General features: G+C 66.1%; 23 protein-coding genes. 5 read left to right on the forward strand and 18 right to left on the reverse strand.

The genetic code is table 11. From position 1 onward, the window contains the following. Nucleotides 1-184 precede the first annotated feature (184 nt). Nucleotides 185-1,678, forward strand: coding sequence for a plastocyanin/azurin family copper-binding protein (locus F618_RS0103005; protein WP_026331126.1), 1,494 nt, complete (start codon nucleotides 185-187; stop codon nucleotides 1,676-1,678). A 159-nt stretch (nucleotides 1,679-1,837) separates the two neighbouring features. On the opposite strand, the gene F618_RS0103010 is transcribed toward F618_RS0103005, so the two are convergent. Beyond that, entirely contained in the window at nucleotides 1,838-2,185 is a 348-nt protein-coding gene (locus F618_RS0103010; protein ID WP_019562701.1) for an antibiotic biosynthesis monooxygenase, read from the reverse strand. 262 nt (nucleotides 2,186-2,447) lie between these two features. Further along, complete coding sequence (locus F618_RS0103015) at nucleotides 2,448-2,750, reverse strand: DUF3817 domain-containing protein (RefSeq protein WP_019567719.1); 303 nt, start codon at nucleotides 2,748-2,750, stop codon at nucleotides 2,448-2,450. A gap of 109 nt (nucleotides 2,751-2,859) precedes the next feature. Here F618_RS0103015 and F618_RS0103020 point away from each other — a divergent pair, with 109 nt between their 5' ends. Then, complete coding sequence (locus F618_RS0103020) at nucleotides 2,860-3,477, forward strand: class I SAM-dependent methyltransferase (RefSeq protein WP_019567720.1); 618 nt, start codon at nucleotides 2,860-2,862, stop codon at nucleotides 3,475-3,477. A gap of 38 nt (nucleotides 3,478-3,515) precedes the next feature. Here the strand turns inward: F618_RS0103020 and F618_RS0103025 are convergent, their stop codons facing one another. From F618_RS0103025 to F618_RS0103045, 5 genes are all read right to left on the reverse strand, one after another. After that, nucleotides 3,516-3,785: a hypothetical protein gene (locus F618_RS0103025; protein ID WP_019567721.1), complete on the reverse strand. Its 270-nt coding sequence runs from the start codon at nucleotides 3,783-3,785 to the stop codon at nucleotides 3,516-3,518. 172 nt (nucleotides 3,786-3,957) lie between these two features. Next, nucleotides 3,958-4,392, reverse strand: coding sequence for a DsrE family protein (locus tag F618_RS0103030; RefSeq protein WP_018176434.1), 435 nt, complete (start codon nucleotides 4,390-4,392; stop codon nucleotides 3,958-3,960). Between the two features lie 347 nt (nucleotides 4,393-4,739). Then, complete coding sequence (locus F618_RS0103035; RefSeq protein WP_018951270.1) at nucleotides 4,740-6,374, reverse strand: methyl-accepting chemotaxis protein; 1,635 nt, start codon at nucleotides 6,372-6,374, stop codon at nucleotides 4,740-4,742. 264 nt (nucleotides 6,375-6,638) lie between these two features. Next, the gene (locus tag F618_RS0103040) at nucleotides 6,639-7,259 is read right to left on the reverse strand and encodes a hypothetical protein (protein ID WP_019567722.1); all 621 of its coding nucleotides are present in this window, start codon (nucleotides 7,257-7,259) and stop codon (nucleotides 6,639-6,641) included. Between the two features lie 81 nt (nucleotides 7,260-7,340). Continuing rightward, a complete protein-coding gene (locus F618_RS0103045) occupies nucleotides 7,341-7,970 on the reverse strand; it encodes an alternative oxidase (protein WP_019567723.1) in 630 nt (209 codons plus the stop codon). A 236-nt stretch (nucleotides 7,971-8,206) separates the two neighbouring features. Between F618_RS0103045 and F618_RS0103050 the strand changes: the two genes are divergently transcribed. Both F618_RS0103050 and F618_RS0103055 read left to right on the forward strand, forming a co-directional pair. Next, complete coding sequence (locus F618_RS0103050) at nucleotides 8,207-8,626, forward strand: rhodanese-like domain-containing protein (RefSeq protein WP_018146175.1); 420 nt, start codon at nucleotides 8,207-8,209, stop codon at nucleotides 8,624-8,626. A gap of 165 nt (nucleotides 8,627-8,791) precedes the next feature. After that, nucleotides 8,792-9,721, forward strand: coding sequence for a hypothetical protein (locus tag F618_RS0103055; protein WP_018951267.1), 930 nt, complete (start codon nucleotides 8,792-8,794; stop codon nucleotides 9,719-9,721). An 86-nt stretch (nucleotides 9,722-9,807) separates the two neighbouring features. Here F618_RS0103055 and pyk read toward each other — a convergent pair whose 3' ends face one another. Together pyk and F618_RS0103065 are read right to left on the reverse strand one after the other, a co-directional pair. Further along, the gene (pyk, locus tag F618_RS0103060) at nucleotides 9,808-11,271 is read right to left on the reverse strand and encodes a pyruvate kinase (protein WP_019567724.1); all 1,464 of its coding nucleotides are present in this window, start codon (nucleotides 11,269-11,271) and stop codon (nucleotides 9,808-9,810) included. 294 nt (nucleotides 11,272-11,565) lie between these two features. Then, nucleotides 11,566-12,150 (reverse strand): ion transporter, encoded by a 585-nt coding sequence (locus F618_RS0103065; protein ID WP_019567725.1) that lies wholly within the window; start codon nucleotides 12,148-12,150, stop codon nucleotides 11,566-11,568. 476 nt (nucleotides 12,151-12,626) lie between these two features. Here F618_RS0103065 and F618_RS0103070 point away from each other — a divergent pair, with 476 nt between their 5' ends. Beyond that, nucleotides 12,627-13,274, forward strand: a complete 648-nt coding sequence (locus F618_RS0103070; RefSeq protein WP_019567726.1) for an HD domain-containing protein — start codon at nucleotides 12,627-12,629, stop codon at nucleotides 13,272-13,274. A 411-nt stretch (nucleotides 13,275-13,685) separates the two neighbouring features. Here the strand turns inward: F618_RS0103070 and F618_RS0103075 are convergent, their stop codons facing one another. From F618_RS0103075 to F618_RS0103115, 9 genes are all read right to left on the reverse strand, one after another. After that, nucleotides 13,686-14,123 carry a GreA/GreB family elongation factor gene (locus F618_RS0103075; RefSeq protein ID WP_019562710.1) on the reverse strand — a complete coding sequence of 146 codons (438 nt, stop codon included), beginning with the start codon at nucleotides 14,121-14,123 and terminating at the stop codon, nucleotides 13,686-13,688. Nucleotides 14,124-14,448: 325 nt separating this feature from the next. Continuing rightward, nucleotides 14,449-15,555, reverse strand: a complete 1,107-nt coding sequence (locus F618_RS0103080) for an SEL1-like repeat protein (protein ID WP_019567727.1) — start codon at nucleotides 15,553-15,555, stop codon at nucleotides 14,449-14,451. Nucleotides 15,556-15,823: 268 nt separating this feature from the next. Next, a complete protein-coding gene (locus tag F618_RS0103085; protein WP_019567728.1) occupies nucleotides 15,824-17,620 on the reverse strand; it encodes an SLC13 family permease in 1,797 nt (598 codons plus the stop codon). A 167-nt stretch (nucleotides 17,621-17,787) separates the two neighbouring features. Next, the gene (modC, locus tag F618_RS0103090) at nucleotides 17,788-18,894 is read right to left on the reverse strand and encodes a molybdenum ABC transporter ATP-binding protein (RefSeq protein WP_019567729.1); all 1,107 of its coding nucleotides are present in this window, start codon (nucleotides 18,892-18,894) and stop codon (nucleotides 17,788-17,790) included. Next, a complete protein-coding gene (gene modB / locus F618_RS0103095) occupies nucleotides 18,891-19,583 on the reverse strand; it encodes a molybdate ABC transporter permease subunit (RefSeq protein WP_018951149.1) in 693 nt (230 codons plus the stop codon). Before modB ends, modC begins: the two co-directional genes overlap by 4 nt. A gap of 6 nt (nucleotides 19,584-19,589) precedes the next feature. Then, nucleotides 19,590-20,390: a molybdate ABC transporter substrate-binding protein gene (gene modA / locus F618_RS0103100; RefSeq protein WP_019567730.1), complete on the reverse strand. Its 801-nt coding sequence runs from the start codon at nucleotides 20,388-20,390 to the stop codon at nucleotides 19,590-19,592. A gap of 192 nt (nucleotides 20,391-20,582) precedes the next feature. Beyond that, nucleotides 20,583-20,969 (reverse strand): winged helix-turn-helix domain-containing protein, encoded by a 387-nt coding sequence (locus F618_RS0103105; protein WP_018176418.1) that lies wholly within the window; start codon nucleotides 20,967-20,969, stop codon nucleotides 20,583-20,585. Nucleotides 20,970-21,270: 301 nt separating this feature from the next. Further along, on the reverse strand, nucleotides 21,271-23,229 hold the full coding sequence (gene acs / locus F618_RS0103110) for an acetate--CoA ligase (RefSeq protein ID WP_019567731.1): 1,959 nt from the start codon (nucleotides 23,227-23,229) through the stop codon (nucleotides 21,271-21,273). Between the two features lie 102 nt (nucleotides 23,230-23,331). Continuing rightward, nucleotides 23,332-23,943, reverse strand: a complete 612-nt coding sequence (locus F618_RS0103115) for a 3'-5' exonuclease (protein ID WP_018176416.1) — start codon at nucleotides 23,941-23,943, stop codon at nucleotides 23,332-23,334. Between the last annotated feature and the right edge of the window lie 81 nt (nucleotides 23,944-24,024).

Here is a 24,024-nt window from a genome sequence, read left to right on the forward strand (position 1 = left end):
CGCCGGCGCGGTTGCCATGGCAGGGCGAAGGGGGGAGACCGGAGTTTGCGCGGTGGGCACGTCAGTTTGAGTGCCGCGCCGTTGCGCTTGACGCGCGTGATTGTGCCGCGCGACGCTGTAAATAGATGCATGGTCTATAAAGGTTATAGCGGAGCGTCGTGGAGCCGATCCAGAAGAGGGGGCAATGAAACGAACAGAATCGCCATATCCTTCGGCCATTGGCCGTAACCCACTGGGTGGACATTTCGCGGCCGGGTTTGCCGTGGTCCTGTTGTGGTGTTTCGCCTCAGTGGCCCAGGCATCGACGGGCCCGGATTTCAGCGAACTGTTCGGCGACAGCGACTTCATCGAGATCATCGAGCGTGACGAGGGGCTCGAGACGCGGCCGACCGGGTATGTGCACCCGGATGCCGAGCCCGATCATGTGTTCCGCATTGATCTGGACGAGGGGCAGGTGCCGATCGGGCAGGGCGTGGTCTACGACGGCTTCCTGATCGACGGGAAACTGCCCGGGCCAACCTTGCGGGTGACCGAGGGCGACATCGTGCGCATGGAGATCACTAATAGCGGCGATGTGATGCATGGCGCCTCGATCCATGCCGCCTATACCCAGACCTCGAAGCACGTCGGGCACATCCTTCCCGGGCAGACCAAGTCGATCACCTTCCGCGCGACCACACCGGGGGTCTTTATGTATCACTGTGCCCCGGGTGGTCATGCGATCCCGATGCACGTGATGTTCGGGCAGTACGGCATGATCGTTGTCGAGCCGCGCGACGAACCCTACAAGCTGGAAGCCGACCTGGGGCAGGAGCCGGACCTGAAGCTCTATATGCTGCAGCACGAGCTGTATGCCAGTGGCAAGGAGGCGGTGGAAGGCGACGCCAGTTACACCGCGTTCAACGGCCAGCTGTTTCGCTACGTGGAGAACCCGATCCCCGTCCGTCCGGGGGACTATGTGCGCATGTACTTCCTGAATGTCGGCCCCAACCTCCTGTCCACCTTCCATATTGTGGGCATCCTCTGGGACTACGTGTACTGGCAGGGGCATCCCGAGGCACTGTGGCCCGGCGGGCAGACGATAACCGCGGGCCCCTCGGACTCCTGGGTGATCGAGTTCCGAATCCCCCCGGAGGAAGGCGTCTACACGATGCTGGATCATGGCGTCGGGGCCACCAGTCGGGGTGCCATCGGGCTGCTGGACGCCCGAGCGGACGCGGAGACCTCCTCCGAGATCCTGGCCGAAGGCCCCTCGCACGAGCCGGCAGAGCGTGCGGAGCGGATCGGTGAAGCCCGGCGTGTCCTCGCGCCGTTCGGCATTCCCGACGCCGACACCAACCCGGTACCCGCCCGGGCGGATCGTCCGGTCCGGTTCGGGGCGGATGTGGACGAGGTCGTGATCGAGATGAAGGGCAATTCCTTCTACCCGAAGGTGGTCGAGGTGGCGCCGGGCACCAAGATCACCTGGGTGAACGAGGATGTCTTCACTTATGGTCTTGGGGAGACCTCGGGTGCGCACAATGCCGTCGCCATGCGCGGCCCGCAATCGTTCGCTACGGCGATGCTGGGCCACGCCGAGAGCGACAGCGTCACGCTGACCGAGCCGGGCACGTATGACTACATCTGTGCCCCGCACCCGTACATGGAAGGCCGCATCATCGTGCGCGATCCTGGGTAGGTCAGCGCTGAGTCAGGCCATCCTGGCCCTCTCGGAGCACGGGGGCTGCAGCGTGCAGTAACAAAATGCCAGCCCATCAGTGTTTCCTGAACACTCGGCAGGTCGGCTGGACGCGGCCCGATCGCGATCGAGCCGCGTGTGACGGGTTGGTGGCGAGGATCAGGCTCCGTGGGCGCTGCGGGAGTCGTCCGGCGCCTGGTCGCGGTCCTGCATGCCGTAGTCGCGCACGACCTCGGCCACGCGCAGGCGGTAGTTGGCGAAGATGCCGCCGCGCCCGGCCGCTTGCACCTGGCGGTGCTCCTCCAGGTTGCGCCATTCCCGAACGGCGGCTTCATCCCGCCAGAAAGACAGTGACAGCACCTTGCCCGGCTGGCTCAGGCTTTCGAAACGCTCGATGGAGAGGAATCCGTCGACGTCCTTCAGGTGCTCGCGCAGACTCGCGGCCGCATCCAGGTAGTCCTGCTTGCGTTCCGCATGCGGTTCCACTTCGAAGATTACGGCGATCATGGCGGGCTTTGGTATGGGGATGAAGGGCCGATTAGACCACGCGAGCGTCGGTTCTGGGGAAGGCATTCAAGGGACGAGTGGCCAGTCCGATTCATCGAGGCACACCTGGGGCCGTCATCCCGGACGCCGCGCAGCGGCGATCCTGGATCTCCGGCGCTGGGGGAGTCGCTGACGTAGGAGATCCCGGCTCTGCGCTTCGCTCCGGCCGGGATGACGAGCGGGGGCAGCAGGCGGTTGGGTCGTGGCCCGTGATGATTGGGCGTCAGGCCGTCCTGGCCGCGCTTGCGTTGGAGATTTCGCGCCGGATCAGGTGGTCGACGTAGAGAAAGCCGAAGGGCACCACCCCAAGGAACAGGACCAGCAGCCATTTCCAGACTGGCCACCCGCTCAGGTGGCTGGCGATCAACGACGTCGCGCCATAGACGATGAACAGGATGCCGTGCACCCAGCCCACGTAGGTCACCGCCAGTGGCATATCCGCGTAGGTGCGTAGCGGCATGGCGACAAAGAGCAGGGTGACGAGGGAAATGCCCTCGACAATGCTGATCAGGCGGAAGAATTTCATAGGGCTGGCCCGGCGGCATGGGAATCGGCGCGGAGGGTAGCACACGGGGCCCGAACGCCTGATAACCTTCCGGTACGAGAAGCCTTTGCTCCGGTAACCAGGAACCCGCATGAGCACCAAGCCGCACTGGGAAGACGTCTACCAGACCTGCGCCACCGATGCCGTGGGGTGGTATCAGGCGGAGGCGCGGACGTCGCGAGCCCTGATTCGGGCGGTGGCGTCGGCCCCCGATGCCGCGATTGTCGATATCGGTGGCGGTGCCTCGGTCCTGGTGGACGAACTGCTGGCTGAAGGCTATCGCAACCTGACGGTGCTGGATCTGTCCGGGGCGGCGCTCGAGAAGGCGCGCGAGCGGGTCGGGGGACGCGCCGCAGCGGTCGCATGGCAGGAAGCGGACGTACTGGAACACGCATTCCCGGAGGCCGCGTTGGATGTCTGGCATGACCGCGCGGTGTTTCACTTCCTGACCGATCCGGATCAACGCGCCCAATACGCGAGGCAGATGCAGCATGCCCTTCGCCCGGGGGGGCATATCGTAATCGGGACCTTTGCGCTGGATGGCCCGGAAAAATGTTCCGGCCTGCCGGTGCAACGGCATTCCCCGGAGACCCTGCAGGGCGCGTTCGGCCCGGATTTCGCGCTGGTGAAGTCGCAGCGGGAGGTCCACGTGACCCCGGGCGAGACCGAGCAGTCGTTCAACTGGTGCGTGTTCCGCAAGAACGACTGATCCCGAGTGCTCCACGTTCAGCGGTGCCGACGCGGCGATCAGCGGCGTTTGACCTCCGCGGCATGGGCCTTGGCCCGGGAGCGGATCTCCTCGAAAAACAGTGCCTCCCAGCGGGTGTTGCGTTCGTCCCTCGACAGGGCGTTGTCCTGCGCCTCGCGCTTGAGGCGCTCATCCGCTCCCGTCTCCGCAGCGTCCAGGATCTGCTTGAAGCTCTCCTGTGCCGCGGCCGCCTTCGGGTCGATCCCTTGGCGTTGCAGGACATCGGCCAGCAGTGCCCCGCCTTTCTTCCACTTCGACCAAAGCCTCATAAGTGGCCCCCTGGGGTTCGTTTGGAACGGCCCGGTCCCATGCGTGACGGGCTCGGAGCCTGGGCTCCGCCAGACAACAAACAGTGTACCCGGGCCCGCCTGCGATGGAATCCGGCCGTCCAAACGGAAAAGGCCCTCCGAAGAGGGCCCCGTCAGCATCGAAAGCGGGCGATCAGTTCGAGAAGAAGCGCACGTTCGGATCGGCCATATAGGCACCGACTTCTTCCGGGTCGGCCGGGGTGATGCCGTCAAGCAGGTCGGCCTCGGTGTAGTCCGTGTTCGGCAGGAAGATGGCGCAGGTCTCAACGGTGGCGCCGTTGTTGAGCAGGTTCATCATCAGCTGCTGCGCGTTCCGGTCGGCCGGCTGCATGGTGGCGCCCTCAAAATCTTCGGTCGCCATCGTAGCGGCGGGGCCGCACAGCAGGACGCGGATCTCCTGACCCTGACGCATGCTCTGGTTGGCCAACACCATGGACATGAACTGGGTGTGGTCGTCGGCCGAGGTGACGCTGACGAACAGCTTGGAGGGCTCATCCGCCTGCGCAACTGTGCCGGCACCGGCGAGGGCGAGAAGGGCGGAAGCGGCTAGAGTCTTGATGGCTCGCATGGAAGCTCCTGATCGGTTCTTAAAGTGGAATGCCAGAATATAATCGTATGCTGATACTAAATGCAAAAGAATGCGTCTAGATCGCGTTTGCCGGGCCACCCCGCATGGGTCCACCTTCGTCGGGTGGAGGCATCGCGGGCAACTTAAATCTGGGAGTGCGTTCGGCGGCTGGAGTTCCTGGTGCCCTGTGACGAGCCCCCATTTTCCGCATCGCAAGCTCGGATCGCGCGGCTGCTCCTGACGGATCCGCTTCTTCGGGTACTTTCTTGCAAGGCGGTGGCGATCCGCCTGGCAAGTCGCAACCCTGGACCCGAAGCCGAGCTCACGGTGCCCTATAAGCGTGGGGGTCAGCCAATGCGGTAGGCGGAGGCCAGGTCGCGTACGCGCGAGGCGATGTCCGCGACCTCCTGGCTGGCGGTGGCCGTCTGGCGGGCCCCGTTGGCGGTATCGCCGGTGATGTCATTGATGGCGTAGATGTTCCGGTTGATCTCTTCGGCCACCGCGTTTTGTTCTTCCGCCGCGCTGGCGATCTGTGTGGTCATGTCGCTGATTCGGCCGACCGCCTGGACGATGGATTCCAGCGCCTCGCCGGCGCGTTCGGCGTCGTTGCTGGTGGCCTCGGCCATTTCGCGGCCGCGGCCCATCGCGGTGACGGCGTTGCGGGTACCCGCCTGCAGCGACTCGATCATCGCCTGGATATCCGCCGTGGAGTCCTGCGTGCGCGAGGCGAGGGTACGTACCTCGTCGGCGACCACGGCGAAGCCGCGTCCCTGTTCGCCGGCGCGGGCGGCCTCGATGGCCGCATTCAGGGCCAGGAGGTTGGTCTGCTCGGCAATGCCGCGAATGACGTCGAGCACCGAGCCAATCTGCTGCCCCTTCTCGTCCAGGTTGCGCACGGATTCCTCGATGGTCGCGACTTCGCCCGACAGACGTCCGATGTCGCTGACCACCGTGCGCACCACTTCGCCACCCGCGCGGGACTCCTGATCGGCTTCCTGGCTGGAGGACGCGGCATCGGAGGCGTTGCGCGCGACCTCCTGCACCGTCGCGGCCATCTCGTTCATCGCCGTCGAGACCTGTTCGGTCTGCGAGCGCTGTTGGTCGATGTTCCCGTTGGTCTGGGTACTGACGGCGGACAGCTGTTCCGCGGCAGAGGCCATCTGGTCCGTCAGGGTGCGCAACTCGCGGATCGAGTCCTGGAATTGGTCGAGCATACTGTTCAGGGCGCCTGCAGTGGCGCCGATCTCGTCGTCGGAGCGAACGTCGACCCGGCGCGAGAGGTCATGGTGCTCGGCGATCTCCGTGAGTGTCGCGCGCATCCGCGAGATCGGGAGTGCCACCGAGCGATACGTCCACACCCCGGTGACCACGACGATGATCAAGACCACCAGCATCAGCGCGCCGCTGCGCACCAGAACCTGGGTGTAGAACGCCGATACCCGCTCGGCCTCGGTCCCGGCAACATCGATCTGCAGGTCGACCAGCTGGGTAATCTGGTCGCTGATCGGATCGATGGTGTCGTACAGGGGACCGTTGAAGGCGTCGAGCTCGCCCTGGACATCGCCGGACATCCCGCCAAGAGCCCCCTCCAGACGGTCCAGGTGGGCGTTGGCTGCGCGGAACAACCCGCGGGCACCATCAGCCAGTTCCTGCTCACGGGGCGTCAGGGTCGTGGCCAGGTAGGCATCCCAGATCTCGGCGATCTCCTCTCGTGCCTCACGGACGTCGGCGAGTGCCTCTTCCGCCGTCATCCGTCCGGCGTCCGCCTTGTTGACCGCGTCGATGACCAGCACCGCATAGTTGTCGGCGATGGTCTTCAGCTGCTGCAGGGGCACGACGCGGTCGTGATAGATGTTCTGCACGCCCTCTTCGATGTTGGCTGTGCCGCGTGCGGCCAGGGCCGCCAACAGCAGGAGCGCGGCCACGGGTACCACGATGGTGATGACCAGCTTGGATCGAACAGAGAGCGAGCGGAAATTCATGGGCGGTCCTTGTGTGGCCAGTATTGTGAGCAGCCCGCAACCTCGGGCCTTGACCACTGTAAACGGCCTGGCCGGCCAAACCTTGAGGTGGATCACCCGTTGCGACGTCCGCTAGAGTCCGCTGCCAGCCGGTTCGAACGGGTGTCGGGCCTGCGCGGTTGGCGGCGTACTTGCCGGGGGTTCACCGGCGTTTTCTGCGGGGCCGACTGACGAAGCAAAAGGCAAGGTTTGAACCCGAAGGTCGCGAAGGTCTCGCGTTCTACTTCATCTCGCGGACGGTCCGGACGACAGGGTCTCGCGGATGCGCCGCACGTCGCGCACATACTCCAGCATGGCCGTCATGGCATCGGCGAACAGGTAGGCCGCGAACAGGACCAAACCGCCCGCGAACAACCCGGCGAGGGGCCAGAGGATCGCCGTCAGGATGGCCAGTCCCCAGCTCGCCGGTTCCACCAGCTCGGCTTCAAGGCCGAACGCGGCCACCGCGGTGCCCGCAAAGGGCTCCACCGCTGTCAGGGAGATGACCGACAACGCCAGCGCGAGCAGCACGAAGGCAATCGCCAGCAGCTCGCCGACCAGCCGTGTGCAGACGACAACGCAGGTGATGGCGGGATAGTCCCGCGTCTCCAGCGCGCCCAGTGCGCGGGCCCTTCGCCACAGGAGCACGACCCAGGCCAGCACTGCAACGGCAAAGAGGGCCTGCAGCAACACCAGGGATGCGACCGGCCAGGGCACCTGCGGCGTTTCCTGTGCCAGCGCCCAGAGCGTCACCGATGTCAGTAGCCCGCCCAGGCCCGTCAGGACCGCGATACCGCGCAGCCCCCATCCCGCCAGCCGCTGCAGGGGGAGTGCGCCCTCGGTCCCGCCGGTTGTCTCGTCGTTCACGGCCGTCTCCCTGTCGTTCGCATACGGCCACACGATAGTGCCCGAAAACCGGCCCCGTCAGGTCGCGGGAGAGCGCCTGGGTCAGTCCTTCTTGCCGAGCAGGTCGGCGAAGCCGTGGTTGACGTCCCGGTGGCCTGCCTCGTCGGCGCGTACCGCGCGGATGACGTCGGACAGGCGGGCATCTTCCGGAAGGTTCCAGTACTGGATCGCGCGTGCCGGCGCGGCGACGTTATCGAGCCCGCCGGACTCCACTTCCTCCAGGTACTCGGTGTAGCTGACGACCGCTTCCTCTTCGAAGTAGCCTACGATCCGGTGCGCCGTACGCGACGAGAGGATGTAGATCATAAAGAACAACGTGTAGAAGAAGCCCTGCGCCAGGATGATCAGGAAGCGCTCCAGCCAGTTGGGCGAGGTGATCTCGATGAAGGTGAGCAGGTGCATGCGCTCGTTCTCGGCCTCGTCCATCAGCGTGCGGATCCATCCGTGGTCATCCTCCATGCGCCGCAGCGAGCGCAGGTGCTGCAGCGTGGCGCCCACCATGCCGGGGACGCCCGCAACCGTCTCCAGGACCACGGCGCGGTGTCCGTAGCGCCGGGCAAAGAAGGTGTCGGCGAAGAATCGCATCAGCGAGGTAAAGCCCCGTGCGACGCGGTCGGAGAAATCACGGGGTTCGTGGTGGCGGCTCAGGTCGATATCGTGGTCGTTCGGCATGCTGCCCCTAACGCTGATCAGTGCGCCGTTTCAGGCGGCAGGTATCCATGGAGCATAGAACCCGCCGTCTGAAATGTCGTGGGGCCGCTTCACAGAGCGTGAAACCTCAGGCATGACAGAAGCCCGGACCGGGTTTCTGATGTCCAATGTCGAGGTTGTGGATCGGGCGGTGCAATCGGGGGAACCGGGAGCCGAGAAGGCGGCCTCAGAGAGAGGCGAACATCAAAGGAGAGCGCATGGCGAACGAAACGAGCAAGCCGCAGCTGGAGATCAGCGTGAACGCGGCGCGCGAACTGGTCGATATCGGCCTGGCCGTGTTGCTGGATATCCGTCAGCCCTTCGAACTGGAGCTGGAAGGCGCGGTAGAAGGTGCCGTCCCTGTGCCCCTGTTCCGCCTGAAGCAGTTGCTGGGTCGCGAGCTGTCCGAGGAGGAACAGGAACTGCTGGATGCGGACGAGCCGGACGAGCGGGATTTCCAGCACTTCATCTCCCTGATCAACCGCCACCACGTCACCCAGGACCAGATCCTGCTGTGCCTGTGCAACAGCGGCCGCCGCAGCCTGCGTGCCGCAGAGCTCCTGCGGGACCTCGGGTATGCACGCTGCCTTTCCGTCCGGGAAGGTTTCCGCGGCTGGACCAGCAAGGGAGACACATGATCCATTGGCATGTTCGCCAGTGTTGATCGCGGATATGGGCTATCTAAGGAGGTGAGTAGGGGCGATTTCGCCTCAATGGTCACCGTTTCGGGCCCTGACCCGGGGCCGTCCCCGTCATGACCGTCAATGGGCGCCGGCCGGGTGATTCTACGGAGGGGCGCTGCCATGCTGCGACTGCCGGCCGTTCCGTTTGCCCACCAATCCTGGTGCTGCCGACTGCACATCGTCGCGCTTGTCGGGTTGGCTCTGCTTGTCGGAAGTCCTCTACTGGCGCATGCGGATGGCGCCGAAGACTGGCTGGCCGCCATTGCCGAATCACCGCTGGGCGAGCCGATTGCCGTTACCTCCACTGTGCAGGGCGGCGTCGTCGAGGGGGCGGTGCACGCCCGGCTGCCGTATTCGTTTGCGTTGGTGGCCAGTGAGCTGGAAGCGCTTTCGGCGTGGTGCGAAATCACCGTCCTGCACATCAACATCAAGAGCTGCGTCTACCGCGAGGGGGCGGACGCCTTGCTGCACCTGTACGTGGGCCGTGCGCGTTACGAGCAGGCGGAGTATGCAGAGCGTGTGGAGCTCGTCAGGCGGTCGGCCCAGATGGGTGAGGACTGGCTGCTGATCGAGCTGGAGGGCGATCGTGGGCCCTACGGAACCCGGGATTACTCCATCGTCGTCCACGTCGTTCCGCACGACACGGGGACCCTCGTCAACCTCGAGTATTCGTTGCGCTTCGGGGTGATTGCCCGGCTGGCCGCGCTCGTCTACCTCGCCACCGGGGGGCGCGAGCGGGTGGGTTTCACCGTGGTCGGTTACGAAAACGGCGAGCCACAATACATCGGCGGCCTGGAAGGCATGATCGAGCGCACCGTCATGCGTTTCTATCTTGCACTGCAGGCCTGGCTCGACGTCCGCGACCGGCCGGCTCAGGAGCTCCTTTTGGCCCGCCTGGAACGCTGGTTCGACCTGACCGACGAATACCCGCGCCAGCTACGCGAGCTGGACCGCGAGACCTACCTCGAGCAGAAGCAACGCGAGTACGCGAACCAGCAGAGGCTGCAGGATGCCCCACCGCCCCGCCGGCGCATCCTGCCCCTGGATTGACGGGCTATCCGAATCTCCCTGACCTTGCAGCTCGACCAGGAGGCGGGTGTCGTGTTCTTCCGTCGTCGGCCGCACGGGGGTGTGGGTCAGGGGTGCTCCGGTGCGTCGGCGTAATGCTGGCGGGGGCGGTCGAGTTCGAGCAGCTCCAGGCGGTGGTTGCCGGTCGGATGGGGCCCCGAGGGGCCCTGGACGAGGAGGGCGAGGCCGTCGTCGATGCCGTGCTCGGTGAGCCACTGGCGCGCGAAGTCGTTCCAGTCGGCGCGGTCCTCGGCGACATCCACGGGGTGGACACCGTAGGAAAACTGCAGGCCCTGGGCGGTGGCCGGGTTCGGGGTGAAGGCGGCGATCCAGCAGGGCAGGCGCAGTCGCGCGATGCGCCGGGCGGTGGCGCCACTGGCCGTAGGCGCCAGGGTGACCCGTGGCAGGCGCCGCTGCGCGGTGTGCAGTACGCTGCGCGCGATGAGGTCGACGGCTCGGTCAAGACCTGCCTCGTCAGGGTCGTCCGGGCCGTCGGCGCCGATGCCGCCGTCGCGTTCCGGTTCGATGGAGCGGGCAATGGCCGCCAGCATCGCCACGGCCTCCACCGGGTAAAGCCCCATCGCCGACTCGGCGGAAAGCATCACGCAGTCGGTGCCGCCGAGGATGGCGTTGGCGACGTCGGTGGCCTCGGCGCGGGTAGGGCGGCGCGAGGCGACCATGGACTCCAGCATCTGGGTGGCGGTGATCACCGGGCGGTTGTGCTGGTTGGCGCGTCGGGTGATGCGCCGCTGGGCGAGGGCAATGCGCGCGATCGGAATCTCCACTCCGAGATCCCCGCGTGCCACCATGATGCCGTCGGCGGCTTCGAGGATGCTGTCGAGCTGCTCCAGCGCGGCGGCGCGCTCGATCTTGGCGATGATGAAGGGGGCGTAGTCCAGTGCTTCTGCCGCCTTGCGCACCGCAAGGATGTCGTCGCCGTCGACTACGAAGCTCTGGCTGACCGCATCCACGCCGTGTTCCGCTGCAAACCGCAGCCATTGGTGGTCTTCCGTGGTGAAGGCGCGGATGCCGAGATCGATGCCCGGCAGATTCAGGCCCTTGCGCGAGCGCAGTTCGCCGCCGGTATGCACGCGGCAGATCACTTCGCTGCGCTCGACCGTCACCACCTCCAGCTCGATGAAGCCATCGTTCAGGAACAGGGCATCGCCCGGCTGCACCGCCTCCGGCAGGCCCGCGAACGACACGCTGACCCGCGAGGCATCGCCAATGCAGTCCTCGGTAGTCAGGGTGATGGTCTGGTCGGGGTGCAGTTCGATCGGCTCTTCCGCCAGTTCGCCGATACGCATCTTCGGACCGGGAAGGTCACCGAGGATCGCGACGCGGGTGCTGTTCGCCTGCGCGGCGTCGCGGATGCGACCGATCAACTCGGCATGGTAGGCGGCATCGCCGTGCGAGAAATTCAGCCGAGCTACATCGAGCCCGGCCAGCATCATGCGCCGCAGCGTCTCTGGTGCATCGGACGCGGGCCCAATGGTGGCAACGATCTTGGTCTTCTGCGTGGGAAACGGCATGGGCGGGTTATTCATCCGGGCGGTGTCTTAGGAGGGTAGACCGTACCGCGGATACCTGTCGCCGTGCCCGTGGCGTGTCCATGTGCGGCCGCTGGAATCGGTAGACGGCCTTCGTAGACGACCCTCAGTGCGATGCGTCCGCTTTAATCGTGGCGTAACCCTGTCGGAGCAGTGATAGCGGCCCGTTGAGTCGAACGTTCGGACCATCGGAACAACATGGGTGTCCTCTTATTCCTGGTCCTGGAGCAAGAAGGATGAGGGAGATAACAGCACAACCCATCGAGCGGTTTCCGTTTATTCGTTCATGTCTTCGCGCTTTGAGCGCTCCTCCTGACGTCGCTTGCGAATGGTGCTGGACTTTATGAATGGCAGGAGTTTCAGCAGCCCCGTAACAAGGCGTGAACGATAGTACTCGACGCGTACGATGAAGCGGACAGCCCAGTGTTCCTTACCCAACTTTTCCTTGGCTTCTGTTATCGCGGCACTGCTGCCGGCATTGCGGACGCTGGCCAGACGGAACAGTTCAATCTGTCGGAGCAGGGCCGTGTGTCGCAGCAGCGGCAGGGGGCGGAGAAGTCGGATCAGGCGAGTGGATTTGAGTATCTCGTGAAGCAGTGGAAACGAGAAGATGATAATCAACACCGATAGCCAGTTTTCTTTGGTCGTCTTCCAGCGGTCATGCGAGATGGCCATGTAAAAAGCATACTCGACCACGAACACTGCCCAGATCAGCCAATCGGCGACCGTGATCAGGGGGTGTTCCACGTCTAACCAGTAAGTGATCGTCAGCGGTGCGGTCAGTATGGCGGCAATGATGACGGCAGCGGTCAGGTAATTGCTGAGCGATTCTTCAAGCGCCGATTCAAGCTTCAGTCGCACCGGCCCCCTCCCGCTACCCTGAGTGGCCGCCTTCCAGCGCACGAATGGCAATGGATAACGTCACGCCAGGGATTCGTGCCTTTGCATGGCGCGTTCGTCATCAACACAGACTGTTCGCCACCATAGGCCGAGGTCAGGCTGGCGTCGGTACGGTGCCAAACAGAACGGTTTTGCGGCTCTTTGCGGCGGAAAATCCGGCCTTTTCCAGCAGGGCGAGCGCCGCGACTGATGCCAGGAGCCCGTACCGCTGGGGTCGGTGAAGGCCGGCTGCAAGAAGATGGGGATCTCTTCTTCCGGCTGAGGGGGTACCACTAGCTCCGCCATGATCGGAAGGAGGGGCAACAGGCAAGGTCGACCCCATGCCATGCGCGCACCCAATAGCGTGACGCACTTGACAGAGACCGGCGCCGTAACGTGGAGCCCTTCTGATTCGGTTTCTCTACAATACCCGGCATCACACCCTTCCGGATCAACCCATGCAGCTGGAACAACGCGCCCGTTCCTTCGCCATTGCCGCGCATGCGCGCGTCGAGCACGTCTGCCGGTATACCGGCGAGCCCTATATCGTGCATCCGGCGCGGGTTGTGGAACTGCTGCGTTCGGTGCAGCACACCGAGTGCATGCGGGCGGCCGTCTGGCTGCAGGACACCATTCGGGATACCGGGGTCAAACCCGAGACCCTGGAGCGGCTGTTTGGTGCGGAGGTCGCAGAAATGGTGGTGATGATCAGCGACGTGAGTCATCCGGAGGACGGCAACCGTGCCCAGCGCAAGGCGATCGACCGGGCGCATCTGGCGCGGGCGACGGCCCAGGCCAAGACCGTGAAACTGGCCCAGCTGATCGATCTGGCCTGTACCGTATTCATGCATGATCGTGCCTTCACCCCGGTGTTTGTTCGCGAGAAGGCGGCCTGGCTGGAGGTGCTGGAGGGCGGCGACCCGTTGCTCTGGCGCCAGTTGCGGGATCTGACACCGGCCATGCACCCGGAAATGGCGGACAAGGACGCCGACTGGCGTCGAAACTGCCCCTTCGCACGGCGCTCTCCCCTGCGCCGGTACGATGTCGCAGTGGGGCGTGGTATTCGGGAAGGATCCAGCAACCAGGACACGGCTGCGGCCGGGTGAAGCGACAGTCCGAACCGCGCAGGAACAGGAACCGGTCCCCATTATCGCGGCCGGCGGCGGATTGTTTCTAGCGCGAGTCTTACACCGTCCCCAGCAGCGTTGGCCTCACTCGCCGGGGACACTCGCGGTGCTCGTGCCGAACGGGTGATGGACTAACTAACTGGAGGCTCGGCCTTGCGCGCCTCGGGAAGTAAGGGGTCAGACCTGGTCTTTTTCTCTGCCTTCACCACAGGGGCAAAAGGCAAGGTGTGACCCCATGCCATAGCGGGAGATGCCGCATTGCCGTCTGTCTGCGAGCAAGTTGGCCATTTTCGTCCCTAAATTGTCCGTTTAAGGCCATCTGTGGGCCTGGAAACCGCTATAACCGAAAGTATTTACGGCTCTTGTCGTGGTCCGACCCCGTCGCGCTTGTCAGCCCTTTTCCGGATCGGCTTCATCCGGGTGTTGCGGTGTCCGCTCGTCGGCGCGAAGTATGTTGACCACCATGAACCGCAGCCGGCTCCGCAGGAGGGAGACCTCGGCGGTCCCGTTCCGTTGGAGCCCCAGCAAACGTGCGCCAAGCGGCGACAGGATGGATATCTTCGCCTGTTCGGGTCTCGCGTCTTCCGGCTCGCAGAGTTCGACGACAAACGTCTCCTCGGTTTGCAGATCCAGTAGTTGTACCCGGGAGCCTACTCTGGCGATGGGCTCCCCGCGGGTTGCTGCCGCTTGGCTTCCATCGTCGAGCTTCTCGAGAAGGCAGGCGAGTTCCATCGGGGTGCCGATAGCCCCGCAGTAGTCCTTCCGGATCCATTGATGGGTTCGGGTATCGGCGGCTGGCCGAAGGTAATACGGGTTGTTGCGCGCCACGGTCGCATCTCCTGATCAGAAACAAGAAGAAGGGAGTTGGCCGGGCGCACGAACGAGGAAACGGCGCCCGGCCTAAGCGAGAGTTCTCATGGCGTTTGGGACTCCAGACCGAGTATTGCGGGGGTTGTCGTTACGAAAGCCGGATGCTAGACAGCTCCCTCGACAAAGGCAAATCCGCACGAATAGTGGCAGTTATCGTGTGCGTATAAGAGTCCGGCGTTCCCGGCTCAACAGGATGGTGCCTGTCCCTTTCATTCTCGTTACAACCGTGCCGTGGCCTCGCATCGCCAGGCGCAAGATGCGGGATCGGCGCGTGCGTGCTCGCCTATCGAGTGATGGGCGGACCGAAGGGCTCGGTCTTGCGCGTCTCGGCCTCCGCGCGTTGCTCCGGGGTGAGTTGCTGGTGGATGTAGTCGCGCGCCTCGGCCGCCGGCTTGTGGCCCTGATCGGCGGCGCGCGCGAACCAGACCCAGGCGGCGACATAGTCGACCTCCACACCATGGCCGTCGGCCAGCACGATGCCCAGGTTGTACTGCGCCGGGGCCAGGCCCTGCCGGGCAGAGGCTTCATACCAGCGCGCCGCCGCCGACTGGTCCCGGGGTACCCCCAGGCCCCGATCCAGCAGGACCCCAAGGTTGGCCTGGGCTTGGGGGTGGCCCGCTTCGGCCGCCGCCCGGTACCAGTGAGCAGCAGCTTCCATGTCTTCCTTTGTGCCCTTGCCATCGCGGCAGAGATTCCCCAGTTTCGCCGCGGCGTCGGGGTCCCCGGCCTCGGCCGCCTGCTGATACCAGCGGACAGCGGCGGTCAGGTCCGCGTCCACTCCATCGCCCTGTTCCAGGGCGAGGGCGAGATTGAAGGCCGCGTCGCGGTGTCCTGCGTTGGCCGCCTGGGCGTAATACCCGACGGCGGCCGTTCGATCCCGCTCGCAGCCGCTGCCCTGCTGGTGGGCGACCCCGAGGCTGTTCAGGGCATCGAGGTCGCCGCGTTCCGCGGAGCGTTTCCACCACTGGACGGCCTCGGTGGCGGCGGCGTCGCCGCCCTGGTTGAGCAGCAGAACCGCCAGATTGTTCTGTGCCGCGACGTGTCCTGACTCGGCCGCGCGGCGATACCAATGCCGGGCCATCTCGGTATCCGCCGGCTCTGCCTTCTCGGCCATCACGCCCAGGTTGAAGCTGGCATCGCTCAGTCCTTGTTCCGCAGCCTGAGTCCAGTATTCGCGTGCACGCGCCGGGTCCGCCTCCAGCCCCAGTCCCTCCGCGTAGAGGATTCCCATGCCGAGCTGCGCCCAGGCCGAGCCACGATCGGCGCGGGCCTCCCAGATGTCCCGGGCGGCCCGGTAGTCGCCCCGTTCGAAGGCGAAAAAACCGTCGCGGTCGGCGCCGCCCGGACTGTCGGGGGGCACGGGGTTGGCAGATGAGGTGGGCGTGTCCATGGCTGATGCGCTCGGTGGCAGGTGACAGCCCGAGGATACAGGCCCGGATGCCTACCGCAAGACACAGCACGGAACATCGTCGGGGTTACACGGCTTGCCCCCCATTCGCCCGGCCGAGCCAGCCGGTCATGGCCCGTCTCCAGCCCGGACCTTGGCTCTTGAGGAAGCTTTACAGGCCACGATCCGGCAGCGACCGCTCGATGCTCAGTACCTTGTCGAGGTCCGCACGGGCAACGCGTGGCTGGCCCCGCTAGCCTCTACAACCTTTTTAGGGCGGCCAAATCCACAGGATCAGCGGCACGGCAGTCACGATGACGATCAGCGACAGTGGCAGGCCCATGCGCCAGTAGTCGCGGAATTCGTAGCCACCGGGGGCCATGACCAGGGTGTTCGACTGGTGCCCGATCGGCGTCAGGAAGGCGCAGGACGCACCCACGGCGACCGCCATCAGAAACGGATCCGGGGCCGCCTCCATCGACCGGGCCAGCGCGATCCCCACTGGCGCCGCCAGCACTGCCGCGGCGGCGTTGTTGACCACGTTCGACAGCAGCATGACCACGGCCATCAGCAGCGCGAGCATCCATGCGGGCGAGGCGGCCGCGCCCAGTGCGAACAGCCCGTCCGCGATCAACTGCGATCCGCCGGTTGTTTCCAGTGCCTGTCCCACCGGCAACAAGGCCGCCAGCAGCACAATCACCGGCCATTCGATCCCGCGGTACACCTCGCTCGGACCGATCAGTCCCACCAGCACCATGGCCACAGCTGCCCCGACCAGCGCCGGTGCTGCCGGGACCCAGCCCAGGGCCACCAGTCCCAGGGCCAGGGCAAACAGGCTGGTGGCCAGGATGACCTTGCGCGGGCGGGCAATGCGCAGCCCGCGAGAGGCCAACGGCAGACAGCCGAGCTCGCCCAGCGCATCGGGTAACTCCTCTTCGCTCCCCTGTACCAGCAGGATGTCACCGGCCCGGAAGCGCACCTGATCCAGCCGCTCGCGCAGCCGGACCCCCTGACGTGCAACCGCGAGTACGTTCAGTGCGTAGCGCTGGCGTAGTTCCAGGGCGCTGGCAGTGGCACCGACCAGGCGCGAAGTGGGTGTGACGATGGCCTCCTCCAGTGCCAGTTCGCCCATGGGGCTATCGCGGCCCTCTCCGCGGCCCTTTTGCGCGTCTTGTTCCTGTGCCTCTTCGAGCCTTGCCTCCAGCTCCATTCCCGTCACGTCCAGTAACGTCTTCAGGCTGTCGGGGTCCGCCTCGACCAGCAGGATGTCGCCCGCGCGCAGTACTTCATAGATGGCCGGCATCGGCTCCCGGCGTTCTCCGCGCACCAGACCGACCACCACCACCTCGGCGTCCCCCTGCAATTCGCGCATCAGCTCGAAGACGGTGTGCCCCACATAGCGATTCTCCTCGGTAATCCGCACCTCGGTCAGGTAGGCGCTGATCTCGAACAGCTCGCCAGTCGCGTCCGGGCGCTTCCGTTGGGGTGTCAGGCGCCAGCCGATCAAGGCGATGAAAATCACGCCGACCGCGGTGACGCCCAATCCCACCGGCATGAAGTCGAACATCGCGAACGGCGCGCCCGTAATCTCCGCGCGGTACCCTGCGATGATGATGTTCGGTGGCGTGCCGATCATCGTCAGCATCCCGCCAAGCAATGACCCGAACGCCAGTGGCATCAACAGGAAAGAGGGTGACCGGCCGCTCTGGCGCGCCATCCACACGGCCACTGGCATCAACAGGGCCAGTGCGCCCACGTTGTTCATGAACCCCGAGGCCAGGGCGACAATCACGGTCAGCGCGGTCACCTGCACCCAGGGGCGTTCCCCCACCCGGGTGAGTTGCCGCGCCACTGCGTCCACCACGCCCGCATTCAGCAGCCCTCGGCTCAGTACCAGGACGGCCGCGACCGTAATCACCGCCGGATGACCGAATCCGGAGAACATCTCGCCGAACGGGACCAGCCCCAAGAACGCCGCAGTCAGCAGCGCTGCAATGGCGACGATGTCGTAACGCCAGCGGTTCCACACGAACAACGCCAGGGTTGCCGTCAACACCCCAAAGATCATCCACTGCTCGGTCGTCACACCCGGATCCCTGGCTTCCGTCTGCAATCAATGTAAGGCCTTCACCCCCCGATTGCATCGCTCATGGCGGTCGGCGTGCGTCTGGTCCGTCGTGGTCTCCAGTCGCCGACACCGCTCGGTTACCCGGGGCGCAGCACATCCGGAGAGAGTCAATCCAGGAAGGCTGCCGACTTGACCAGGGCGTGGACGCGGATGCCGGGTTTCAGGCCGAGGCGTTCGGTGGAGAGGCGGGTGAGTTCGGCCATCAGGGTCTGGCCGTCGTCCTGGCGGCAGGTAGCCAGGACGCGGGCGGGGCCGTGGTGGCCGGGGGCTTCGTCCAGGGCCTCGATGGTGACGGGGATGATGTTGAGGATGGAGACGTCCTGGGGTGGAGTCAGGGCGATGGAGACGTCGCGGGCGTCGATGCGCAGGCGGGCCTCGCTACCGGCGCCGTTGCTGGAGCCGGGGGTGCTCGGAACGCGATAGCGCGCGTCCGGGGGGCCGAAGGGGTGCAGGCCGTGTTCGTCGGGCGGGCCGAGTTTGCCTTGGAGGACGGAGACGGCGCCTTCGTCGCGGAACAGGGGGGAATCGGTGCGGGCGAGGGCCTCGCGCAGGGGTTCCAGGCGTTCGAGTTGGCCGTCGTGCATGAAGGCGACGCGGTGGGCCAGGCGTTCGACCTCGTCCGGGGCGTGGGTCACCAATAGCGTGGGGATGCTGGTCCTGTCGGACAGGCGCGCGAGGAAGGGCATGATCTCGCGCTTGGTCTGGGTGTCCAGCGCATTCAACGGTTCGTCGAGCAGCAGCAGGTCGGGGCTGATGAGCAAGGCGCGGCCCAGCGCCACGCGCTGGCGCTGGCCTCCGGAGAGGTGGTCGGCGCGGCGCTCCAGCAACTCGGTGATGCCGAGCAGGTCGGCGACCTCGTCCAGGTGCAGGCGGCGCAGGGGCTCTGGGATGCGTTTGTAGCCGTAGAGCAGGTTGCCGCGCACGGAGAGGTGCGGGAGGAGGGTGGACTCCTGGAACACCAGTCCGACGCGGCGGCGGTGCAGCGGGACGAAGGTCTTACCGGATTGCCAGATGGTGTCGCCGAAGTGCACCTCGGCGCCGGGCGGGTGTTCCAGCCCGGCGATGATGCGCAGCAGCGTGGTCTTGCCGCAGCCGGAGCGGCCGAACAGGGCGGTGACGCCCTCCAGCAGGATCGCCGTGTCCACGTCCAGCGTGAAGCCGGGGCGTTCCAGCCGGGCCTGGATGCGCAGTGTTTCGCTCGTGGGCTGGCTCACAGGCGCACCGTGTCGAAGCGGCGGTTGATGGCGTAGACCACGAACAGCACGACGAAGGCGAAGATCAACAGGCCCAGCGACAGGCGGTGCGCGGAGGCGAAGTCCATCGCCTCGGCGTGGTCGTAGATCAGGATGGACAGCACCTGGGTCTCGCCGGGGATGGCGCCGCCGAGCATCAGGATCACGCCGAACTCGCCGAGGGTGTGGGCGAAGGCGAGCGTGGCGGCGACGATGAAGCCGCCGCGCGACATCGGCAGGATCACGGTGAAGAAGCGGTCCATGCGCCCGGCGCCCAGCGAGCCGGCGATCTCGGTGGGCCGGCGGCCGAGGTTGGCGAAGGCCTGCTGCAGGGGCTGCACGGCGAATGGCAGGGAGTAGATCACTGAGGCGATCAGGATGCCCTGGAAGGTGAACGCCAGGTGGTTCAGGCCCAGGTTCTCCAGCGTGCTGCCGACCGGGCCGGCCGGGCCCAGCAGGACCAGCAGATAGAAGCCGAGCACGGTGGGCGGCAGGACCAGCGGTAGGGCGACCAGTGCCTGGACCGTGGTGCGCAGGCCGCCGGGGGCGCGGCCGTTGGCCAGCCACCAGGCGATGGGGGTGGCGATCACCAGCAGGATCAGCGTGGTGTAGATCGCCAGCTTGAGGGTGACCTCGATCGCCATCCAGTCCGTGGGGCTCAGCTCGAACATGGCCGGTTACGGGGTTGCCGTGGCCGTGTCGGCGGGCGCGTCTTCGGGGAGTGCTTCGCCGGGCATCACGAAGCCGTAGCGGCGCATGATGTCGCGTGCGGTATCGCCGTTCATGTACTCCGAGAAGCGGTGCGCCGTGTCGTTGTGTTCGCCGCGCCGGGTGATGATGAAGCCCTGGGTGAGGGGTTCGTGCAGGGCGTCGTCGATCAGGTGGTAGTTGTGCTCGGCGAGGTCCGGGAACTCGGCCAGCGACAGGGCGATGATGCCGATCTCGGCGCCGCCCGCCTGGATCATGCGCGCGGTCTGGGCGATGTTGTCACCGTTGACGATCTTGGACTGCAGGTCGTCCCAGACGCCCACGGACTTGAGCGCCTCCATCGCGCGCACGCCGTAGGGGGCGTGGGTGGGGGAGGCGATGGCGACGCGGCGGATGTCGTCGCGTAGCAGGTCTTCCAGGGTCATTTCCGAGGCATCCATGCGGTTGCTCCACAGCACGATGCGGCCGATGGCGTAGACCTCCGGCTCGGTCACCGCATGGCCCTCGGCGCGCAGCTTCTGTGGGTAGGCGATATCGGCGGAGAAAAACACGTCGTAGGGGGCGCCGTTCATGATCTGCGTGGTCATGCGGCCGGAGGAGCCGTAGGTGACGCGTACCGCGTCGTCCGGGTGCGCCTCGCGGTAGGCGTCCAGGATCTCGTCCAGGGCGAAGCGCAGGTCGGAGGCGGCCGCGATGGTCAGCGGGCCGTTGGCGGTGGTCAGGCCGGGTAGCAGGAGCAGCAGGGTCAGGAGGAGGGCGCGCAGGTGCATGGTGTGGGTCTTCCCTGTGGCTGGGTCTTGTTGGGCTCGGGTGGTTCTGTTGGGAGACTGCTTCGTCGCGCTGCTCCTCGCAGTGACGCGGCGCTTGCCTGGGTGGATAGGCGTTTCGTTATATTTCAGTTTGCATATCGGTTGGCGCAATGATGCGGGGCCGGGGGAGACCCGTCAAGACTGGGGTCGGGTTTACGGCTTGGGGTCGTCGGCGAGGAAGTCGGCGAAGGCGTGCAGCTCGTCGCGCAGGGCCTCGCAGGCTTGGCGTTCCATGTCGCGGTAGCGCGCCAGTACGGTCTCGCCGAAGGCGGTGACCTGGGCCCCGCCGCCGCCGGAGCCGCCCTTGGCGGTGGCCACCATGGGCTCGCGGAAGCTCTGGTTCATGGTCTCCACCAGGTCCCACGCGCGGCGGTACGACATGCCGACGCTGCGCGCGGCGGCGGAGATCGAGCCCTTGTCGCGGATGGCCTCCAGCAGCATGGCCTTGCCCGGGCCCATGGCCGTGACCTCGCCCAGCAGCACGCGCAGGCGCGGGGCCTGGGGGTGGTCCTTTGGAGTGCCGGAGTGGTGGGTGCTCATGCGTTGTGGGGCCTGGGGTTTGCCGGTGATGGTGCCGGGGAGGGGTTGTGAGTGCGAATGATAACCCCCGCCCCCGTCATTGCGAGGAGTGCAACGACGAAGCACAAAAGCAGCGAAGCTGCGTTGAACGGCCAAAGGCCGGCCCGAAGGGCGAGCGCAGCGAGTAATCTCCCAACGCTGGCACTGCGCGAGCGATCAGGTTCCGGTGGTTTTGGACACAGATTGCTTCGTCGCGTTGCTCCTCGCAATGACGGGGGGGAGGGACGGGAAAAGGCCGGGGCTTGGGGCCCCGGCCGGGGGGTCAGGCCTTGCCCTGGAGCTGCGGGATGACGGCCTCGTTTTCCAGGGTGGAGGTGTCGGAGGTGATCTCCTCGCCCTTGGCGATGGAGCGCAGCAGGCGGCGCATGATCTTGCCGGAGCGGGTCTTGGGCAGGCCGTCGGCAAAGCGGATGTCGTCCGGCTTGGCGATCGGACCGATCTGGTCGGCGACCCAGTTGCGCAGTTCCTTGACCATCTCGTCGGCCTCCTCGCCCGTCAGGCGATCGCCCTGCAGGATCACGAAGGCGACGATGGCCTCGCCCTTCACGTCATGCGGGCGGCCGACCACGGCGGCCTCGGCGACCGCCTTGTGCGCGACCAGAGCGGATTCGACCTCCATGGTGCCCATGCGGTGGCCGGAGACGTTCAGCACGTCGTCGATGCGCCCCATGATCCAGAAGTTGCCTTCGGAGTCGCGGCGCGCGGAGTCGCCGGCCAGGTAGTACTTGCCGCCGAACTTCGGCCAGTAGGTGTCCTTGTAGCGCTGGTCGTCGCCCCAGACGGTGCGCAGCATATGCGGCCAGGGCTTCTTGATGACCAGGTAGCCGCCCTCGTCGGCGCCCAGGCTCTTGCCGTCCTCGTCCACCACGTCGGCCGCAATGCCGGGAAGGGCCTGGGTGCAGGAGCCGGGGACCAGCGTGGTCGCGCCCGGGATCGGGGCGATCATGTTGGCGCCGGTCTCGGTCTGCCACCAGGTATCGACGATCGGGCAGCGCTCTTCGCCGACGGTGGTGTAGTACCACATCCAGGCCTCGGGGTTGATCGGTTCGCCGACCGTGCCCAGAAGGCGCAGCTTGGACAGGTCGTACTGCTTGGGCAGGTCCGGTCCGGCCTTCATCAGCGCGCGGATGGCGGTGGGGGCGGTGTAGAACACGGTCACGCCGTGGTCCTGGCACATCTTCCACCAGCGCCCGGCGTCGGGCACGGTCGGGGTACCCTCGTAGACCACCTGGGTGGCACCCACGGCCAGCGGGCCATAGGCGACATAGGTGTGGCCGGTGATCCAGCCGACATCCGCGGTGCACCAGTAGACGTCGTCGCCCTGCAGGTCGAACACCCACTCGTTGGTGACGATCGCGCCCAGCAGGTAACCGGCACTGGAGTGCTGGATGCCCTTGGGCTTGCCGGTGGAGCCGGAGGTGTAGAGCAGAAACAGCGGGTGTTCGGCCTCCACCCATTCCGGCTCGCAGTCGACGGCCTCGCCGTCCACGGCGTCTTCCCACCAGACGTCGCGGTCGGCGTGCATGGTCACGTCGTTGCCGGCCCGCTTGCAGACGACCACTTTCTCGACGTCGCCCGGGTTGGAGTCCAGCGCCTTGTCGACGTTGGCCTTGAGCCCCACGACCTTGCCGCCGCGCTCGCCGCCGTCGGCGGTGATCACGACCTTGGAGCCGGAGTCCACCACGCGGTCACGCAGGGCGTCCGCGGAGAAGCCGCCGAACACCACCGAGTGGATCGCGCCGATGCGGGCGCAGGCCTGCAGGGCGATCACGGCCTCGGCGTTCATCGGCATGTAGATGATGACGCGGTCGCCCTTCACTACGCCCATGCCCTTGAGGGCGTTGGCGAGCTTGCCGACCTCGTTGTAGAGGTCACGGTAGGTGAGGTGGCGGGTGTCGCCGTTCTCCGCCTCGAAGACGATCGCGGTCTTGTTGCCGCGGACTTCGAGGTGGCGGTCGATGCAGTTGTAGGAGACGTTCATGCGCCCGTCGGCGAACCACTGGTAATGCGGCGCCTTGGACTCGTCGAGACCCTGGGTGAACTCGGTCTGCCAGTCGATCTTCTCGCGCGCGAGATCGCACCAGAAGCCCTCGTAGTCGGCCTCGGCCTTCTGGTGCAGGGCCTCGAGATCGGCCGGCTTCAGGCGGGCGTTTTCGGTGAACTCCGCCGACGGCGCAAAGTGGCGCGTCTCGGTGAGGGTGGACTCGATGTTGTCACTCATCAGGGCCTCCAGATCGGTTTTTGGTATGGGGTATGGGAGTGGCCAACCGCCAGCCCCTTTGGTGGGTGCGAGGATAGCATGCGAACCGGGCGCTGGCCGCGCTTACCAGAGCCACGCGGGGCGGAACAGCACGCGCCCCAGTGGCAGTTTTCCGTCCGGCGATTGCCGGCTCAGCAGCGCGGCGAACAGTTCGCCCGCGGCGATGGCGTCGAACAACGCGTCGTGCGCGCGATAGGCCGGCAGGTTGTAGCGCGCGCGCAGGGTATGCAGGCGCAGCCCGTGGGCCGGGATCGGCTGGCCGGCGCGGCGCAGGGCCGTCTCCGCCAGGCGCAGCGTGTCCACGATGGCCAGCGGGGCGCTTACGCCATACAGGCGCTGGCAGGCCTGCTCAAGGAAGCCGATCTCCAGGGCCGCGTGGTGCGCTACCATGACGCGCCCGGCGAGCGCGTGGAACAGGGCGTTCAGGGCCTCGTCCAGCGGTACCCCGCTGGCGGCGCGCTGATCGGTGATGCGGTGGATGACGGCGCTGGCCTCCGGCACGGGCCCTTCGGCGCGCACCAGGCGCTGGTCCGCGGTGGCGAGGTCGATGCGCGGGCCCTCCATCGCCACCCAGCCCATGCTCAGGATGCGGTCGTGTTCCGGGTCCAGGCCGGTGGTTTCCAGATCGACTGCAAGAAAGCGGCTGGCGGCCACCGGCTGGCCGGCGGGCGGCATGGGGGCCTCGAGGAGCTCGCGCAGCGGGCCCGGCGGGGCGCGGCGCGCAGCCCGACGCCGGGCGCGGCAGAAGCGCCAGTG

The sequence above is a fragment of the Thioalkalivibrio sp. ALMg13-2 genome (assembly GCF_000381185.1).
Classification (GTDB): domain Bacteria; phylum Pseudomonadota; class Gammaproteobacteria; order Ectothiorhodospirales; family Ectothiorhodospiraceae; genus Thioalkalivibrio; species Thioalkalivibrio versutus.